Annotated in this window: 22 protein-coding genes; 12 read left to right on the top strand and 10 right to left on the bottom strand. The window is 49.2% G+C overall.

The annotated features are described in order from the left end of the window. Positions 1-20 precede the first annotated feature (20 nt). A complete protein-coding gene (locus ACP26N_RS01755; RefSeq protein WP_426354571.1) occupies positions 21-410 on the top strand; it encodes a RidA family protein in 390 nt (129 codons plus the stop codon). A gap of 38 nt (positions 411-448) precedes the next feature. On the opposite strand, the gene ACP26N_RS01750 is transcribed toward ACP26N_RS01755, so the two are convergent. Together ACP26N_RS01750 and ACP26N_RS01745 are read right to left on the bottom strand one after the other, a co-directional pair. Next, a complete protein-coding gene (locus tag ACP26N_RS01750; protein WP_426354570.1) occupies positions 449-829 on the bottom strand; it encodes a hypothetical protein in 381 nt (126 codons plus the stop codon). Next, the gene (locus ACP26N_RS01745) at positions 826-1,197 is read right to left on the bottom strand and encodes a hypothetical protein (RefSeq protein ID WP_426354569.1); all 372 of its coding nucleotides are present in this window, start codon (positions 1,195-1,197) and stop codon (positions 826-828) included. The genes ACP26N_RS01750 and ACP26N_RS01745 overlap by 4 nt, the downstream gene beginning before the upstream one ends. Before the next feature lie 199 nt (positions 1,198-1,396). Between ACP26N_RS01745 and ACP26N_RS01740 the strand changes: the two genes are divergently transcribed. From ACP26N_RS01740 to ACP26N_RS01715, 6 genes are all read left to right on the top strand, one after another. Next, the gene (locus ACP26N_RS01740) at positions 1,397-1,735 is read left to right on the top strand and encodes a PadR family transcriptional regulator (RefSeq protein WP_426354568.1); all 339 of its coding nucleotides are present in this window, start codon (positions 1,397-1,399) and stop codon (positions 1,733-1,735) included. After that, positions 1,728-2,210, top strand: a complete 483-nt coding sequence (locus tag ACP26N_RS01735) for a hypothetical protein (protein ID WP_426354567.1) — start codon at positions 1,728-1,730, stop codon at positions 2,208-2,210. Before ACP26N_RS01740 ends, ACP26N_RS01735 begins: the two co-directional genes overlap by 8 nt. Continuing rightward, positions 2,207-2,716 (top strand): permease, encoded by a 510-nt coding sequence (locus tag ACP26N_RS01730; protein WP_426354566.1) that lies wholly within the window; start codon positions 2,207-2,209, stop codon positions 2,714-2,716. Before ACP26N_RS01735 ends, ACP26N_RS01730 begins: the two co-directional genes overlap by 4 nt. Before the next feature lie 16 nt (positions 2,717-2,732). Then, on the top strand, positions 2,733-3,395 hold the full coding sequence (locus ACP26N_RS01725) for a Type 1 glutamine amidotransferase-like domain-containing protein (protein ID WP_426354565.1): 663 nt from the start codon (positions 2,733-2,735) through the stop codon (positions 3,393-3,395). Continuing rightward, positions 3,392-3,802 (top strand): NUDIX hydrolase, encoded by a 411-nt coding sequence (locus ACP26N_RS01720; RefSeq protein ID WP_426354564.1) that lies wholly within the window; start codon positions 3,392-3,394, stop codon positions 3,800-3,802. Before ACP26N_RS01725 ends, ACP26N_RS01720 begins: the two co-directional genes overlap by 4 nt. Before the next feature lie 231 nt (positions 3,803-4,033). After that, positions 4,034-5,026 carry a DNA/RNA non-specific endonuclease gene (locus ACP26N_RS01715; protein ID WP_426354563.1) on the top strand — a complete coding sequence of 331 codons (993 nt, stop codon included), beginning with the start codon at positions 4,034-4,036 and terminating at the stop codon, positions 5,024-5,026. Between the two features lie 49 nt (positions 5,027-5,075). Here the strand turns inward: ACP26N_RS01715 and ACP26N_RS01710 are convergent, their stop codons facing one another. Further along, positions 5,076-6,164, bottom strand: a complete 1,089-nt coding sequence (locus ACP26N_RS01710; RefSeq protein WP_214767188.1) for a GGDEF domain-containing protein — start codon at positions 6,162-6,164, stop codon at positions 5,076-5,078. 157 nt (positions 6,165-6,321) lie between these two features. On the opposite strand from ACP26N_RS01710, the gene ACP26N_RS01705 reads away from it, so the two are divergent. Next, complete coding sequence (locus tag ACP26N_RS01705) at positions 6,322-6,507, top strand: hypothetical protein (RefSeq protein WP_426354562.1); 186 nt, start codon at positions 6,322-6,324, stop codon at positions 6,505-6,507. Positions 6,508-6,625: 118 nt separating this feature from the next. Further along, positions 6,626-8,281, top strand: coding sequence for a methyl-accepting chemotaxis protein (locus tag ACP26N_RS01700; protein WP_426354561.1), 1,656 nt, complete (start codon positions 6,626-6,628; stop codon positions 8,279-8,281). Between the two features lie 44 nt (positions 8,282-8,325). On the opposite strand, the gene ACP26N_RS01695 is transcribed toward ACP26N_RS01700, so the two are convergent. Continuing rightward, positions 8,326-8,850 (bottom strand): NUMOD4 domain-containing protein, encoded by a 525-nt coding sequence (locus tag ACP26N_RS01695; RefSeq protein WP_188005045.1) that lies wholly within the window; start codon positions 8,848-8,850, stop codon positions 8,326-8,328. 138 nt (positions 8,851-8,988) lie between these two features. On the opposite strand from ACP26N_RS01695, the gene ACP26N_RS01690 reads away from it, so the two are divergent. Next, the gene (locus ACP26N_RS01690; RefSeq protein WP_214767194.1) at positions 8,989-9,573 is read left to right on the top strand and encodes an AAA family ATPase; all 585 of its coding nucleotides are present in this window, start codon (positions 8,989-8,991) and stop codon (positions 9,571-9,573) included. After that, the gene (locus tag ACP26N_RS01685; protein ID WP_255508415.1) at positions 9,531-9,866 is read left to right on the top strand and encodes a hypothetical protein; all 336 of its coding nucleotides are present in this window, start codon (positions 9,531-9,533) and stop codon (positions 9,864-9,866) included. The genes ACP26N_RS01690 and ACP26N_RS01685 overlap by 43 nt, the downstream gene beginning before the upstream one ends. A 238-nt stretch (positions 9,867-10,104) precedes the next feature. Here the strand turns inward: ACP26N_RS01685 and ACP26N_RS01680 are convergent, their stop codons facing one another. The 6 genes from ACP26N_RS01680 to ACP26N_RS01655 form a co-directional block, all read right to left on the bottom strand. Further along, a complete protein-coding gene (locus ACP26N_RS01680) occupies positions 10,105-10,431 on the bottom strand; it encodes a hypothetical protein (protein WP_131973374.1) in 327 nt (108 codons plus the stop codon). After that, positions 10,428-11,483, bottom strand: coding sequence for a DNA alkylation repair protein (locus ACP26N_RS01675; RefSeq protein ID WP_426354560.1), 1,056 nt, complete (start codon positions 11,481-11,483; stop codon positions 10,428-10,430). The genes ACP26N_RS01680 and ACP26N_RS01675 overlap by 4 nt, the downstream gene beginning before the upstream one ends. Next, entirely contained in the window at positions 11,480-12,535 is a 1,056-nt protein-coding gene (locus ACP26N_RS01670; protein WP_426354558.1) for a bifunctional transcriptional activator/DNA repair enzyme AdaA, read from the bottom strand. The genes ACP26N_RS01675 and ACP26N_RS01670 overlap by 4 nt, the downstream gene beginning before the upstream one ends. A gap of 173 nt (positions 12,536-12,708) precedes the next feature. Continuing rightward, positions 12,709-13,728 carry a copper resistance D family protein gene (locus ACP26N_RS01665; protein ID WP_426354556.1) on the bottom strand — a complete coding sequence of 340 codons (1,020 nt, stop codon included), beginning with the start codon at positions 13,726-13,728 and terminating at the stop codon, positions 12,709-12,711. Then, the gene (locus ACP26N_RS01660) at positions 13,725-14,282 is read right to left on the bottom strand and encodes a copper resistance protein CopC (protein WP_131973378.1); all 558 of its coding nucleotides are present in this window, start codon (positions 14,280-14,282) and stop codon (positions 13,725-13,727) included. Before ACP26N_RS01660 ends, ACP26N_RS01665 begins: the two co-directional genes overlap by 4 nt. A 71-nt stretch (positions 14,283-14,353) precedes the next feature. Continuing rightward, complete coding sequence (locus ACP26N_RS01655; protein ID WP_426354555.1) at positions 14,354-15,733, bottom strand: copper amine oxidase; 1,380 nt, start codon at positions 15,731-15,733, stop codon at positions 14,354-14,356. A gap of 258 nt (positions 15,734-15,991) precedes the next feature. Here ACP26N_RS01655 and ACP26N_RS01650 point away from each other — a divergent pair, with 258 nt between their 5' ends. Beyond that, positions 15,992-17,002: a hypothetical protein gene (locus ACP26N_RS01650; RefSeq protein ID WP_131503304.1), complete on the top strand. Its 1,011-nt coding sequence runs from the start codon at positions 15,992-15,994 to the stop codon at positions 17,000-17,002. Positions 17,003-17,021: the final 19 nt, after the last annotated feature.

Raw genomic sequence — 17,021 nt, 5'->3', positions numbered from 1 at the left:
AGCCAAAGGAGATTAAATTAATGAACGTCTTTACAAAGATCGAAACAACCAACGCACCCGCTGCCATCGGTCCCTATTCACAAGGCTTCATCGCCAACGGTACGTTATATGCATCCGGTCAAATCCCGATTAATCCGGCAACGGGTGAAATGGTCGTTGGTGGCATTACGGAACAGACGGAGCAGGTCATGAAAAACGTTGATGCCATCTTAAAAGAAGCCGGTCTGACACCGGACCGTGTCGTCAAAACGACGTGCTACTTAACAAGCATGGATCATTTCGCTGCGTTTAATGATATCTATTCGGATTACTTTGCTCCGCACAACCATTTCCCGGCCCGTTCTTGTATCGCCGTCAAAGAGTTGCCGAAAGGTGCTTTGGTCGAGGTTGAGATTTTAGGATTAGTCTAATACTTTGGAACACGTCACGTTTGGTGGCGTGTTTTTTATTACTTTATTATTTTCTTCATCCGCTTTTTCGCCTCCAGTGACATTGCTACCACTATCGCAATCAATTGTGGAATGAGCATCAAGAGACTGACGAACAGAATCAGTTGTTCCGCCGTCAACGGTTTGAAATAACCGTCCCATCCGAAAGTGTCCATCTGACCTGCAAAGTATATCGATATGAAATAAGACACGATATTCCCAGCAACCACAAACAGCAGATGACCCCACCGCTGACCGATGAAAGCGAGAACCGTGAATCCGACAAGTAACAGTAGATAACCGAGTAATGTCCCTGCCTTGAAGTCTTCGAGCAACGCCAGGTAGACGAATGGAATACAATAGCCGGCTAAGACAGCTAACCCGATGCACCACTTCTTCATCTAAACTCCTCCTTTTCAAACTGACGGTACAGCCAATACCGAAGCAGTTCCCAGTGTTCCGGATAGGCGTTACTGCCCTGAGACGCTCCGTTTCCCTCTGATCCAGTCCAGCTGATTTCCCAATATGTCCCGTCGAGAATCAGCGATTCCGTCGTGTATTCCGGTTGCCAGTCGATGACCTTGGCCTTTTCTAAACGACGTGTCAGCTCCTGCTGTTGCCGTCCGGACAAGAGAATGATCGTTTCTTCTCCCGTCCCCTCTTCCAGCTGCAATTCCCGGGTCGCAGCCGTCCACGTAAATAGTTGTTCTTCTCCCATACCGGACTCCCGGTAGCGGAATTGATGGATGTGATTGTCGCTCATTTTCATCTGTCCTTCCTCGTTCACTCCTGTTATTTCCAGTATAATTCATTTTCCGTTTTCTACCTATCTCAAAAAATGATTAGGTTCTGCTGATGGACTTATTTCCAATCAACAGTTGCTTTTTCATCTTTCTGATTCTACACTGTCAATAACAGTGAAGTGTTATCGACAGTTATAAAGTATAACCAATCAGGAGGGATTTACGTTGAAACATACCGGTCGCCACACAGGCGCTTTTTTACTCTTATTCCTTGCAAAAGGTCCCACCTATGGCGGGGATCTGCTCCAACGCTGCGAGCAGGAATTGCCGTTTAATCCGATCGACAGTGCGATTCTCTATCGGACACTCAAAAAGCTTGAAGAAGAAAATTTTGTCACCTCCATCGTCACGACGTCTCCTCAAAACAAAATGGTGAAAATGTATCAGATAACATCGTCCGGTCGGGCACAGCTCGATCGCTTTCATGAGGACATCGAACAAAAACTTCAAAATCTACTGTATTTCCAGACGCATTATGCAAAACAGGTAAAATCCGATGGTTAACAGCATCGTGCTGTACGGAATTGTCATTCTTCTGTCCAGTTTTTCCTTCTACAAGGACAAACAAAAGACGCAGGCGGCATTTGCGAAAGCCTGGAAAATCTTTACGAACCTGTTGCCAGATCTCCTGGCCATCCTGTTGTTCGTCGGTTTTTCGTTATCGATTCTGTCGCCTGCTCAAATCTCGGCCTTACTCGGACAGGATGCCGGGTTTCTTGGTATTATACTGTCGCTCGTCATCGGGGCAATCGCACTGATTCCGAGCTTCGTCGTCTTTCCGCTCGGAGCGACCTTGCTTGAGAACGGTGCCGGACTGGCGCAAGTCTCGGCTTTAATGGCCTCACTGATGGCCGTCGGAATCATGACGATTCCGCTCGAGAGCCGCCTGTTCGGCAAACGTTTTGCTTACGTGCGCAACCTATCCGCACTTATGATGTGCCTGTTCTTTTCGTTACTCGTCATGGAGGTGCTTGGATGAAACGGATCAAAACATATGGCTTCTTCCTCACAATGTCCGTCCTCTTGCTCGGACTTCTGCTTATTGATCCTGTACGCGGTCAGCATGCCGCCAGGCTCAGTTTTAACAGTCTGCTCGATATGCTGCTTCTGTTGCCACCGATTCTTGTACTGGTCGGTTTACTCGATCAATGGATTCAAAAAGACACCTTACTGAAATACATGGGACCGGATGCAAGGGCTCAAGGATATGTGTATGTCTTATTACTCGCTGCCATCACAGCCGGTCCGCTCTATGTCGCTTTTCCCGTCGCCGTTCTCTTGCTCGAAAAAGGCGCCAGCGTCCGATATGTCGTCTTTTTCCTTGGAGCGTTCACGACGGTCAAGTTACCGGTCCTGCTGTATGAAATCTCTTCGTTTGGTCTTGTCTATACAGCGCTTCACATCGGTTTTGGTCTGCTGTTCTTTTTCATAACGGCCCAACTTTTTGAACGGTATCAGACCGCTTTGCAGATGAAATCATTTTAAAAACAGGAGGTTTTTCATGAGAGATCAACAGCTGTTTCTCTTCGGTGGCGGTCCGCCGTTCACGCCAATGCTTTGCGAACAATTCGTCTCTTGTCTCAACCAGTCGGGACCGGTTGCTTTACTGTATGTCCCGCGTCCCGGCTCAAACTGGGACGATTATGCCCCGATCTATACGGACGCGTTAACGGCAAATGGTGCGACAGATTTTTTCCACTTTCCGTTATCTGCGCGTCCGACACCTGAACAACTCAAACAATTAGCCGGAAGTGCCGGGATCATCATCTCGGGCGGGGAAACGGAACGGTATCAACAGTTTATCGTCGGCACACCGATCGGCGCTCTCATTCACGAACGGTTTCAACACGGTGTTCCGGTCGCCGGATTTTCAGCCGGCGCCTTACTGACACCAAACGAATGCCGGATTCCCGCAATCGATCAACGGGACAATCAAGCCTTAATCCTGAAAGGTCTCGGACTGTTGGCGGACGCTGTAATTTCCGTCCATTACGATACATGGCAAGAAGAGACGAACTTGTCCGAGGCGTTCATGAAGACGGCAAGTGCTTTCGGCTACGGCTTACCGGAACGAAGCGGCATTTATCTGAAGAATGATCGGCTGATGCAACAGGAAGGACCGGAAGCTGTCCTACTCAAACAAAAAAAGGTGGAGATGACATGACGACGATCGTGACCGCTGTGAAAGGCATCGTTCGATACGACAACCGCATCTTAATCGTTCAACGCGCCGCTGCCGACTCCGGTGGCGGAACGTGGGAATGCCCGGGCGGAAAAATCGATTTCGGTGAGCTGCCGGAAGACAGTCTGATTCGGGAAATCCAGGAAGAGACAGGGTTAACGGTCACCGTCGACCGGATTGCGTATGCTTCGAGTCTCATGACGCATCCGGACCGCCAAGTCATTTTGCTGGTCTACTTCTGCACCGCTACGACACGGACCGTCAAATTGTCCGACGAGCACGACGCCTACATCTGGGCAGATGAATCGACACTGCGCCAACAAATTGCACCCAATATCCTCGCTGATTTTGAACGGTATCAGATTTTCCCGCAATTGATTTCTTCTTAAAAACAGTTCTTCCTATGGAACTGACCATTTCATTCCAGTCATCCGTCCGGACACGTCACTTTTAAGTGGCGTGTTTTTTTGTTGTGAAACGATCGTCTCTTGAAACACTATTTTTGATAAATTACCTGACACTATCTATATCATCTAGTTAGATATTTAAAATCAGCTTGTATTCAGGATAAAAGATTCCTAAAATGAACAAGTATGTCATGCCATTTAAGGAGTCTACCTATGAAACTATCCTTTACTTACTTTGCCTTACCGCTGGCTGCCCTTCTCTTAACGGGATGTGCCGGTGAAGAAAAAGCTTCGCAAGAACCGAAGACCGACCAATCAACCATTCAGAAGGATTCATCGAAGCAGGCAGAAACAGAAACCAAATCGGTCAAATCAGACCAAACGTCTGAGAAACCCGTTACGAAAAAACCTGCGAACACCGAAACAGCCACTGCTGAGGCAACAGCCAAGTCTTCGAAGAACTCCGTTTTTTCGGGCTATACAAAACTGAACGTCGACGGGGGCGACCTGTCGGGTGACCGGGAACCGAATGCTGTCGTCAATATCGGATTCGGGGACCGGAAATATTGGGCCTTTACGAACGAACATGCCCAACTCGTTAAAGTGATTGCGAAAAAAATCATTTTACAAAATGATACCGAGGAAACGACGTCATCCGGTCGCTATTATTCAGACGAAGCAAAAGTCCCCGGCGTCGAGAGTCCGCAGCTTGATGAGGGACACGTCATCGCCGATTCGCTCGGCGGGGTCTCAAATGCGTACAACATCACCCCGCAGGACAGTACCCTCAACCGGCACGGGGATCAAGCCTATATGGAAAACAATATCCGCAAAGCCGGTGACGTAACGGACTTCGAAGCGACCATTACGTATCCCGATACGACGACACAAATCCCGTCGCATTATCACTATACGTATACGCTACGAGGAAATAAAATCGTCGACGACTTCGACAACGTCAATCCAGATGAAGTCAATGCCGAACTCGGTCTGACTGAAGACAAAGAAGAACCGACACAAGCCCCTGCCGATCCGGAACCGGCTTCCGACACAACGGGTGACGTCTCAACCGTCGACACCGACGGCAACGGACAAGTTACAATTCAAGAGGCGAAGGACGCCGGTTTCGCTATGCCGATTACAGATGACCATTTGCTCTATCCGTACATGCGGGACAATGACCATGACGGCATGGTCGGTGAATAATTCTTAGCTCAGCACAAACAGGCGGACTCCGAGGAGCCCGCCTGTTTGTTTAGTTTTCTTCGCTATGCGCGACGACCTTATTCCGTCCCGTCTGTTTCGCTTGATACAATGCCTGATCGGCTTTTTGAACGACTTCAAACGATGTGTCCGCCTGATCCGACGATGCTGCACCAATCGATAACGTGACATGAAACGCCGGATACGTACTGAAGACAAAATGCTGATCGGCACAGGCCAAACGGATTGTTTCGCCAAGCCGAACGGCTTCTTTAAGCGGTGTGTCCGGTAACAGTACAACAAACTCTTCGCCGCCGTAACGTCCCACAACGGCTTCGTCGGGACTACAGTGTTGCAACAGATGACTCAGTTGACGCAAGACGACGTCACCCCCGTCATGTCCGTACGTATCATTCACCGATTTAAAAAAGTCGATGTCGACAATCAGAACGGAAAACGCAAATCCATGTTTGTCATAGTGAGACAGTGTCTCATCCAGTTTCCGCCGGTTGGCAAGATTTGTCAGTCCATCCGTCAAAGCAAGTTCCTGTTGCATCTGAACGAACTGGAAATGTTTCCGTAGTTCCTGCAGGAAACGATACGTCACGTAGCCGCCCAATAACATGAAAATGATGTAGACCAAGGCGATTTCAAGAAACCGGTTAAACGTCTCCGTTAATAGATAAAGAGCAGGTAAACTGTAGCCGATCCCAATACCGATCAAGACTAAATAATCTTTGAGTGTATGCGACGCAAATCGACGGTAAATGCTTGCCGTGATAAGTAAAGCGATACAAATTAAACCGGTCAGGAGCAACCCTTCGTAAGCCCCCGGCGGCGTAACGGCAAACCGGGCGCCAATAATCGCTAGCGTCGTAATGCCGCCACTGACCCACCCCCCGTAATAAAACGCCGTGACAAGCGCGACAAGCCGTAAATCAATTTTGGCGCCATCATACGTAATGCTGTTGAGGACAAGCAATACACTGATAAATCCGGCAATGAATCCGACCAAAATACGAAGCTTGACCGGTGAAGCCGGTGAAATTCGTTTGACGTGGCGTAATGGTAAAAAGGCAAATAACAGTGAGGTGATCAATAACGAAAAATTTAACAGAAACTGATTAAACTGACTCAACATGCTGTACGCTCCTTACGTAAAACAAATTCCTTATACGTTATAGTTCTTTATCGGACTGTTTCTTACCTGTTTCAAGTAGCTTAACAGGTTTCCATTTTTTTCATCAGGGAATCACTTCAAAGAGACCGTTTCTACTTCATAAGGGGGTAATCGCATCATGGATATGAAAGAGGAAAAAAAGAAAAGCAAGATGCCGTTCTTCGTCGTTCTTGTCATTATCATTTTTGTCGCCGTCGCCGCTGCCCTGATTATTTATGTCACGTCAGAACCAAAAGAAGAAACACAACAGCTCCTGCAGATGACGACCAGTTTCGTCTCGACTTACCTGCCGCATGCCAGCTGACAGTGGACATCCTCGGATGTCCTTTTTTTGTGTACTGAACCTTTACAGGAACACTACGATTCCTTCATAAAATTACCGTCTCCTCTTCCCGATAGGAAGAAAGGAGGCGATAAAACAAATGAAGCAACCTACACAGAAAAAAAGACTCTTGGCCCAACAATTAAACAACTGGCTGATCCCGATCGTCGCGGCGGGACTGTTACTGATCAGTGCTTTAAGCGTTGAAGAACTCTACCGCGCATCAACGAAGTCCGTCAGCGAACGGCTTGAACGCGAAATGACGATGCTTGATGCCAATATCCGCTCCATCTACTTGGCGTATCCGGAAGATGAACAGGAACGGACACGCGCCATCAAACGATTAAAAAATCAACAGCTCGCCGATATGGCACGGGACGAGTACGATGCGGCCATTCAGTCGCTCGCAACTAAAAACGTAGCTATCCAACCGTTGGCGTTGACGGCACAACAAAAAAAAGACGTGACGCAACAATTGAAGCAAACACGGGTGACGACGTTTACGAGCAACGACCGGTTCGTTCTCGCCATGTCGATTCCGGAAGTAAATGATGTCCTATTCTTATCGGTCGATCAGGAACGGTTGGTCGCACCTGCCAAGGCACTGGCCTTGAAGCTCGGACTTCTCGGAATTGTCGTCCTCTCTTTTGTCAGTCTGTTGATTCGTGCCCGAATCAAAAAACAACTGGCTCCGCTATCGGTCTTGTCCTTAAAGATTGAAGAGGCATATGCACGGCGGACCTATCAGCCGATCAGCATCAAAACGACGACGTTTGAATTACAGCAATTGACGTTTCAATACAACCAACTGATGCAGCAAGTCGGGAACTTGACGCAAGAAATCGCAATTGCGAGCGAACGACTGGAGGCAACTCAACCCGGTTTTTCGTCCCAACTCGCATCGATTGATGAATCTATCGTTGACGTCCATCAAGTGGCGACGTCGTTGACGGACCAGTCGACGCAGATGGAACAAATCATCACGGAATCCGGGCAACTGTTGACGACCTCGATTGAAGCACTCGCGACGATGGACGAGTCGATCCAAACGAGCCATCAACGGGTCAGCTCCTTTAATGACGAAGCGACGACGAGTCATCGAATCCTCGACTCATTGCAACAGGATACAACGTTATTACGGACCCTGTCTGTCAACACGTCACAGTCACTGGAAGAAGCGACCGAACGCAATCAACAAATGCATGCCTCGATCCGCTACATCCAACAGGTGGCGGAAGCGACACGCCGCTTATCGCTCAACGCCCTAATCGAAGCAACACGAGCAGGCGAAGAAGGGCGCGGTTTCGTCATCGTCGCCAAGGAAGTCGAGTCACTTGCGCTCGACATCAAACGAAGTATCGATCACATCAACCAGGCGAACCGGGATTTGACGGCCAGCATCGGGCAGATCGAACAAGATGTTGTCCAGATGACGACCCAAATCGAGACGACACACGAACAGCTTGAACAGAGCACCCGACGGATTGCTTCCGTCCTTGATCATGCCCAACAGATTGAAGCCGCGCTCGTCCAGGTCGAGACGGACCGTACGCTCGTCTATTCGGTACAGCCGCAGATTCGGCAACACTTCCAACTGATTGAAACGATTCTGCTTGAGCTGACCCACTACAGCCAATCACTCGAAGCAAATATTCAGGCCAACAGTACCCGGCAACAGGAACTGAAACAGCACGGTCACATCATCGGTGAACAAATTGAGTCTCTTAACAGGACGATTGTCGGTCCGTCCCAGTAAAGACGAACAGACCCCGTGCCAAAAGCACAGGGTCTGTTTTTTGTTTAACTAATATACTGGGCTTCCTTCTTATCGATGATGTTACGGATCCGGTTTTCCGTCACCTGATACGCCATCGCTAACCGGCGAATCGACTGTCCTGCTTGATAGCGGTAGCGGATGTCCCGAATCTGCCGCGGCGACAATTCGATATGTTGCGTCAATAACAAGTCGAACTCGTCGAGGAGCGACGCATACGCTTGACTCACAGACGGTTTGACGGTCAGATTATCGATCTGATCGTTTAGACGATCACCGTCCGCCCGGATAATCCGGTCGTGCACGGCCTCGGAATCGAGAAACGCCTTGGCGACAAGCTCGGCAACATAAAACCGTTCTCCCCGTCCTTGTTTGTACAACGTCACTTTCCGGTAGCCTTCCTGATTGATCCGCGGTCGCAAGACAACGCCATGTCGCCGTTGTTTAACACCACGACTCGTCTCGATGATCCGGTCGAGCGAGCGGACATTCCCCGCTGTTGAAACTTGATACATCCCTTCATAACCGTCTACCATCTTCCAGTGTTCCATATAATCAATGACCTCCATTCGGTCGAAAAAACAGCAACATTTCCTATTGCCATTATATCATTTTACGAACAAACGTTCTAATAGGAACACTCCGGATTTCTGTGCTAGTATTAACAAAAAAAGGAAGAGGTGTCAGGGATGAAGTTTGTGATGTTACTTGGTCCGCAAGCCGTCGGCAAGATGACGATTGGTCAGGAACTCGAACAAAAAACGAGCATGAAATTATTCCATAACCATCAGACGATTGACCTGTTGCATCCGTACTTTGACTTTACGAAGCCGGCGCACCATAAGCTGAAGGACTTGATCCGGCGGGAGATGTTTAAAGAGATGGCCGTCAGTGATCTCGAAGGGGTGATCTTTACATTTTTGTGCCTGTTCGGCGTCGAAGGCGGAGGTATCGAATTCATCGAAAAGACCGTTCAACTGTTTGAAGAAGCCGGTGCCGAGGTCTTCATCATTGAACTTGAAGCTGCCCTGTCGACCCGTCTTGCCCGGAATCAGACGGAAAACCGCTTACTACATAAGTTTACGAAACGGGATATTGCCGCGTCGGAAGCGAACTTGCTCGAAACAGCTGAACAATACCGGACGCACTCACTCCCGGGAGAGTTGCCGTATCCGAATTACTTAAGGCTCGATACCGAGGGACGATCAGCCGCCGATAGTGCCGACGCCATTTGCCGACACTTCAACTGGTCGACACGTTTGGTCGAACAATGACCCAGTCCAAGCAGACGTATTTGCCGGTTTTCTTGACGCTTGGTTTGCTTCTGTTCAATATGCTGACTTCCTACCTGCTGAGTGGACGGTTTTTCCCGAATCTCAGCCTGTGGGTACCGATCGGACTCAACCTCCTGGTCGGAATCGGATACATCGTTTCACTGATGCTTGGGCTTAGATCGGAGAACAGCTACGTCAAATGGTTTAGCATCTTAGCGAACATTGCTTTTTTACTGTCGTTATCCGTCATCACCTTTTTATTGTTGCTCGCAAACGGCATCTCAGAACCGTAATCCAAACACGAAAAACCGTCTCTTCAGAAGTACGTTTTCTGAAGAGACGGTTTTATTATTGCCTATTCAAAAGAATCGTCGACTCCACTCGACTTCTACAGGAAAAGGAAGCGTGCTTCCGTCAGGAACAGGCGAGACCCGGTCGTCAGGGGACGACCACGGTTTGCGTTCCGCCTGAGAAAAGCGAGTGGAGGAAAGATGATTCTTGGCTCACTTTGTTTAATGATTTTCCCCACTTCTAATGCGTCAAGTCACGCCGAAAAACCGGTCCGTCCGCATAAAATTCATTTTGGAGCCATACCTCCGCTTCTCCATCCCGTCCGGTCACGAACGGCAACAACAGCGTCCGCGCCAGATACGCGACGATGACCGTCAATGCTTCTTCGATGTACCCCGCTCGATCGGTCGGATCAATTGCCTCATAGCTGAGTTGCTGACCGGTTAATTGAATCAGAGCAACCTGTTCGTTCTCTCTTTTCTTCAATACCCAGATACATCCGTCGGCAGTATCCGTAGCTGTAATCGATAACCGGGATGTCGTAAAGTCCGGATGGCGACCGTTCATGTTGTTTCCTCCTTCGTGACATCAAACTCCGTCGTCGCATAGGCTTCTCCGTTAATCAAAATCGTTAATTGATGTGTTCCCGGATAATGAACGCGCGTCGTCAAGTTCCGGAACGACTGCCGTTTCGCAAACGTCTCCCGTCCCGTCATCTGCCGTTCGCTGATCCGGAAGACTTTTTGACTCGTCCCCCGTTTTTTGACGTAGTCGATCACATATTCAATCCGCAGCACTTGCGGTTCGGTCGTCGTCACATGAAAGGAAAAAGCCAGTTCTCCGCCAATTGCCAGTGTCGGTGTGACCGTCAGTTCGTCGACCGTCACGGTTCCCCGCGTAACGAGTCCAAAGGCTTTTAAGACATCCCGGTGGCCTTGTTTCAACAGAGTTCGTGACGCGTGGCGTAAAATCCAGTCCGTATGCGGATGCGTTCCGAGCCGCTCCAATCGTTCAGTGACGAGTTCCGGATGGGTCTTCGCGATATCATTCAAGTGATTGGCAACACTTTTCCGGACATATAACGCATCGTCTTCGAGCAGTGCATCGAGAATCGGCAAGACCGGTCGAGGATCCGCAATCAGCGATGGAATCATCTGCCCCCACGGTAAACGCGGACGGGTTCCTTCTGACGCCAAGCGCCGGATGTGCTCGTCATTCGAGTGACTCCATTGCGTCGCGACCTCTAAAAATCGTTTTTGATCCGCCAGCAGAAAACGGCGGACAGCGAATTCCGATGTCGAGTGCCGGGTCAACCGTTCCAGCGCTAACATTGCCCGGTTCCAGGCATCACTCGGCGCATAGACTTCGATATAGTCCGGAAAAACGATGCCCGGCAACCCCGTAAACTCCGGGGCAATCGTTTCGAGGTGCGTCGCCGCCTGCTCAAAGTCAGCCGGTAAATAACGGTTAAGCTCAGTCGCAATCCGGCGGACCCGTTGTTTAAACGCCAGCTCCTCCCAGTCCTCCCCTTGAACGACTTTTTTAAAGTCTGTTGCTCGGACGGCTTCCCCCAACCGGTTCAGCCAGTCATCCGTAAACACATCTTTAATCAAACTCATACGTGATTCAATCCTCTCTTCGTCCGTTCTAATTTTAATAAGGCCGCTTTTCGTGCCAAGCCGCCGGCATATCCACCGAGATCGCCCGTCAAGCGGATGACCCGGTGACACGGAATGATCAGTGCCAGTTGATTGGCGCCGTTTGCCCGGGCGACAGCACGGACCGCAGCCGGATTCCCGACGCGGACGGCAAGTTCCTGATAGGAAATCGTCTCACCCGCAGGAATCTGTTGCAACTGTTCCCAGACCTGTCTCTGAAACGGCGTCCCGTACAAAACGAGCGGAAGGTCGAACCGGTTACGTTCGCCGGCAAAGTATGCTTCCAGTTGAACTGTTACCTGCTCGAAGATTGGCGCTTCACCGGGAACGATTACAGCACGGGCTGCCAGCCGCAATCGTTCCACTTCACGTTCGAGTCCGCGACGATCGACAAACTCGAGTAAGTGCAGTCCTTGTTCGTCGGCAATCGCCAGCATCGGTCCGAGCGGCGTGTCGAGCCATTTTGCCTGCAGATATGCTCCGCTCCACCGTTTAGGAGTTGCCCCTAGAATACGGGCAAAGGCATCGCGGAAGCCGCTGCTTGATTCATAACCACTCGCCAACTGGGCTTCGATGACCGGTTGTCCTTTGCGGATTTCCTTCATCGCCAGTCCCATCCGGCGGGAACGGGCATATTCAACGAACGTCATCCCGAACCGTTTCTTAAACTGCCGCCGGGCGGTCGAGGCATCAAGTCCCAGTTCCCGGAAGTCGGCATCTTTGAACCGTTTCTCAGGATTGTCTTCGACGGCCGCAACCAAGCGGCTGATGACGTCACTGTCCCCCGGGTAAGCGAGCGGTTTACAGCGTAAACACGGCCGGTACGAGGCGAGTAATGCCTCTTTCGCCGTCTCAAAAAATTCGCAGTTCTGTTGCTTCGGTTTCCGTGCCGGACAAGTTGGCCGGCAAAAAATTCCCGTCGTCTTGACCCCGACAAAAAATGTCCCCTCGTACGAGGCATCACGACGGACGAGCGCTTCATAATAATCCGTTTCCGGTAAGGTATTCATCACGTGTCCCTCCCCTTCTTTTCCTCAGTATACCGAGTTTCCACTCCTGCATGTCGCCGAAAATCAGGCACGGATATTTTCTTCAGAAAAACTATCTTTTAATTTTTAAAATGATCGCTCTGTCACTTCTCCGGACGCAACAAAGCCACCATTTCCGGATTCCGAAGGTGACTGTGCTAAAGCGTATATAACAATCCGATATAGATGAGACTGACGCCAAGAAGACTGAACAGACTGCCGAGCAGGAACGGCAGGCGTTTTTGATAGGTCAACAGCAACAGTCCGATACTTCCACCACCTGTTAAGAGAAGAACGATGTTCGACCAAAGAATCGGCTTGACTGCTCCAAGAGTGTTCAGATCCGGCGGTTCCAGATTACTCAGGGTCGCTGTCGCAAAAAAGATACAACCGAGAATCAGACTCTCAAAACGCAGACCACGCCGCGGATCAAAGGCCGGTTCCTTCTGTAACCACCGTTTTACGAGTGTCCCGTTAATGAATGCATAACCAAGCAAAGGAATTAACAACAGGTGTTTCCACAGCAAGGCCTGGCCATACGGGACGTTCCAGGCATTGCGGTACTCGCTTAACGGAACGCTTTGACGCATCAGGAAAAATCCGGTCACGATGACACCAAAAAATGTCAGTTGGGCGAACGGACTGAACCAGCGCAAAAACGATAACCAGTGTTTGGAATCCCGGGCACACCAACCGATGACGACCACGATGCCCGTCCAAAATGCCATTAAACTAAAATGACCGCCCTGTAGCAACAATCCGTATAGACCCTGTTTGGCAGCTGCATGACTCGTCCCTGCGATTCCGAGGAATAGCGGAATCGTCAGCAGAAGCAGGAACCAGCGGATCGCCGGACGAATCCGTGCCGTCAGAATCAGAATTGCGGCACACAATGCCGTAAAGTAGACGAGTAAAAAATACGTACCGATCCGGACATCAAACAGACTCGCCCGTAATGCTTCACGGAATGATAAGTCCATTTCCTGCTGAAAATAAGAAACTACACGCCACAACGGAAGGACCGAACCGACTACGATGCTGACGAGAGCGGCACACGCAAGACCGTCTAATTGACCGATTGTCGGTTTCTTATCTTCCGCCACAAACAGAAGCAGCAGCCGCCCTGCCCAAAGTGCCCCGCCGATATAAATGAGCAGTTCACTGATGATGCCACTCATGATCGTTTTTGACGACGGAGCAGGAAGAACGTGATGACGATTGCGAGTACAAGGACTGCCACAATCCAGGGTAAGAAGGTCGGGAACAATCCCGGTTCGACGGTTTCGGCCGATTCGGTCGGAACGATGCTTGCTTGTTGCGGTTCCACTTTTGCCGCTTCCGCATCTTGATCTTCAGTAGCATCGCTTGACGCAACGGCTGCTTTTACGTTGAAACGAATCGTGCCTTCGACCGGATGTCCGTCTTCCGAAATCAATTTCCAGCGGATGAGATACGTTCCGCTCTCAAGTTTTTGTTGAACGACCGCACTCCATTCATTGCCGATGATCAGGGGTTTCTCAAGTAAAACCACGTCACCTTGAGCTGTTTTCAGTTCGACCGTACTGGTTTTCTCGATCGCCGTATCGAAATTCAAACGAATTTTTGATAAGTCCCCTTTGATGACTTCGCCTTCTGCAGGATTTGAATTCTTTAGACTCGTGTGAGCCGAGACCGAAAACGGCTGAACGACGGATAAGACCAGAATAAACAGTACAAGCCATTTGACCTTCATCGTAAACTCCTCCTTCAAGCGTAAAATGTGTAGAAAAAGACCCGCTGTTTCCAGCGGGTTCGGTTGTCCGATTATTGTTGTGAGCGACGTCCACGAAGTCCGAAGAATCCGAGGATCGAAGCGGCTGCGATTCCAAGTAATGACCAAAGGATGCCGTTTGATGTGGATGATTGTGATTCAGCCGTTCCACCAAGACCGGTGTTCGGCATACCAGCCGGTGCGCCTTTAAATTTATCCGGGAACTGATCGACGATTGCTGTCGCTGTTCCTTCACCGACTCCGTACATATGACCGTAGGCTTCACGGATCGCCGGGTACGTTTTGTCGTAGTCTTTTTCATTGTAGCTGTTAAAGGCCAGTAACAATTGATCGATGTGGACCTTCAGTCCTTCTTCCAAGTCTTTTGATTTCAAACGCCCTTCTGTAGCGGCATCAAGGAAAGCAGCTTGTTCGACACGGTATTCATCCAGTTCTTTCACGGCCATGTCACGTGCCTGATCATCTTTCGCACCTGTCGCTTTCACGTAATCTACAAAGTAGCCGATGTGACTCGACCAGATTTTCTTGAATTGTTGCGCGGCTTCACTGCCGTAGACCGAGCCGATTGAAGCTGATAAATCTTCTGTATTTTCATTTAATGCACCTGCTGCCGCATCAAAGTCTTTCGCTCCGTCGATTCCTTTTTGCATCGCGAGGACAGCGAGTGCCGCATGTTCCGAGAAGTTCCGGTTCAATCCGGCACGGAGGTCAGCAGCCGGTGTATCGACTTTTGTATTTTTGAATTTATCCGGATACTGCGTAACGATGGCACCCGATAATCCTTCTCCGACCATGTACATATGCTCGATCGCTTTTCGCATGTTGCTGTAGGCGGCGTCATAATCACCGGCGACGTAACTGTCGAATGAGGTCAACAATTGCGTAATGTGGACTTTTAATCCGGCTTCCAAATCTGCTGCTTTTAAGCGTCCTTCTGTTGCTTTATCAAGGAAAGCGGCCTGTTCAACGCGGTACTCATCCAGTTCTTTTAATGCTTTTTGTTTAGCATCCTCATCTTTGGCGCCTGTTGCTTTCACGTAATCCACGAAATAGCCGATATGACTTGACCAAATCTTTTTGAACGCTTCGCCGGCTTCATCTCCGTAGACGGATCCGACTGCTGCCGATAAATCATCTGTATTTTGATTTAACGCAGCGGCTGCTTGATCAAAATCTTTTTTGCCGTCAATGCCTTTTTGCATGGCGACGACTGCTAAATACGCATGTTCAGATAAAAGTTGATCGAGCGTCGCTCGCAAATCCGATGCGGGAGACGAGACATCTAGCGATACTTTGCCCGAGCTGTGGGACATCTTGTTATGATCTTCATGACCATGGGCACTGACGCCTGCTGCTGGAATCAATAATGCGGCACTGAGTGGGACGGCGAGATACGACTTTTTCATCTTCATCTTATGAACACCCCTTTGTTTTTTTGAACTACACATAGATAACGTAAGCAGTTCACAAATAGTTTTATTTTTTTACATTTTTTATTTAAAATATTTTTCCTAGAAAAATGTAAGGCGTTTTGACAGCTCCTCTCTTTAACTATTTTGTTTTTTACTGACTCGTTTTTCGAAAGTGCGTCCTTATGTTAGAACAATTTGATTAAACTCTTCTTAAGATCGCTTTTTAAACTATTTTTCATCAGGAACAGGAGTGAACGTATGAAACGAATCATCATTGGAGCGTTACTCGCCTCCGTCTGTCTCTCCCAGTCGGTCGTATCGGTCGACGCCAAGACAAAACCAAAGAAAAAGGCAGTGACTCAAGTCGATCGGGATCAAAACAAGATTCCGGATTCCTGGCAGCGTAAGTATCATTTAGGGTATGGAAAAACCGTAGCGACGGCTGATCATGACCGTGATCGGCTGACCAATCTCCAAGAGTATCAATTGCAGTTGAATCCGACCAAAAAAGACACAGACGATGACCGGCTGGCTGACGGGCAAGAAGATGCGGACCGTGATCGTGTGACGAATCAACAGGAGTATCTTGCCAAGCTTAATCCCTTGAAAAAAGATACGGATCAAGACGGGATTTCCGATGCGGCAGAAGATCAAGATGCTGACAGCCTGACGACGAAAGAAGAATTTATTGTCGGCACACAACCGATCCAAGCTGATTCTGATCGGGATGGTCTAAAGGACGGGGAAGAAGATCGAGACAAAGATCAACTGAATAACGAGGACGAATTCGAACTGGGATCAGACCCGACCCATGCCGACAGTGATCATGACGGTGTTCGCGATGGTCAGGAAGACGCAGATCAGGACGGCGTCCAAAACAGTCAGGAAATCAAACGAATAATGATCAAGTTGACTGATACGAACAAACAAAAATTCGAATGGCGCTACAGCAGTGAACATCGCCGGAACGAATTACGCGTCAAGGATGAAATCGGCATCAAAGATAGTGCCACTTTACGCGAACGGTTAACGCTTACTGCCTCGATGACAAAAGAAGAACTTTTAGTACAGGTCACTCAAGCCTTACAGCTTCCGACGCCCATCAAAAGTCTTCAAGTCGAAGTCAAATTCGTGAATGGACACGAAATGGAATCAGAAGATGAATCGTCGGATGATGATGGACAATCAGATGATTCTGGAGATGACGACGAGTCGGATGATTCAGACGATCAAGGGGATGCCCACGGACCTCATGGAGATGATGATTAATTTAATCCATTGCACATGA

The organism is Exiguobacterium sp. R-39, assembly GCF_049942815.1.
Classification (GTDB): Bacteria; Bacillota; Bacilli; order Exiguobacteriales; family Exiguobacteriaceae; genus Exiguobacterium_A.
Note: the sequence above shows the minus strand (reverse complement) of the source record. Positions and strands in the feature narration are given on the sequence as shown.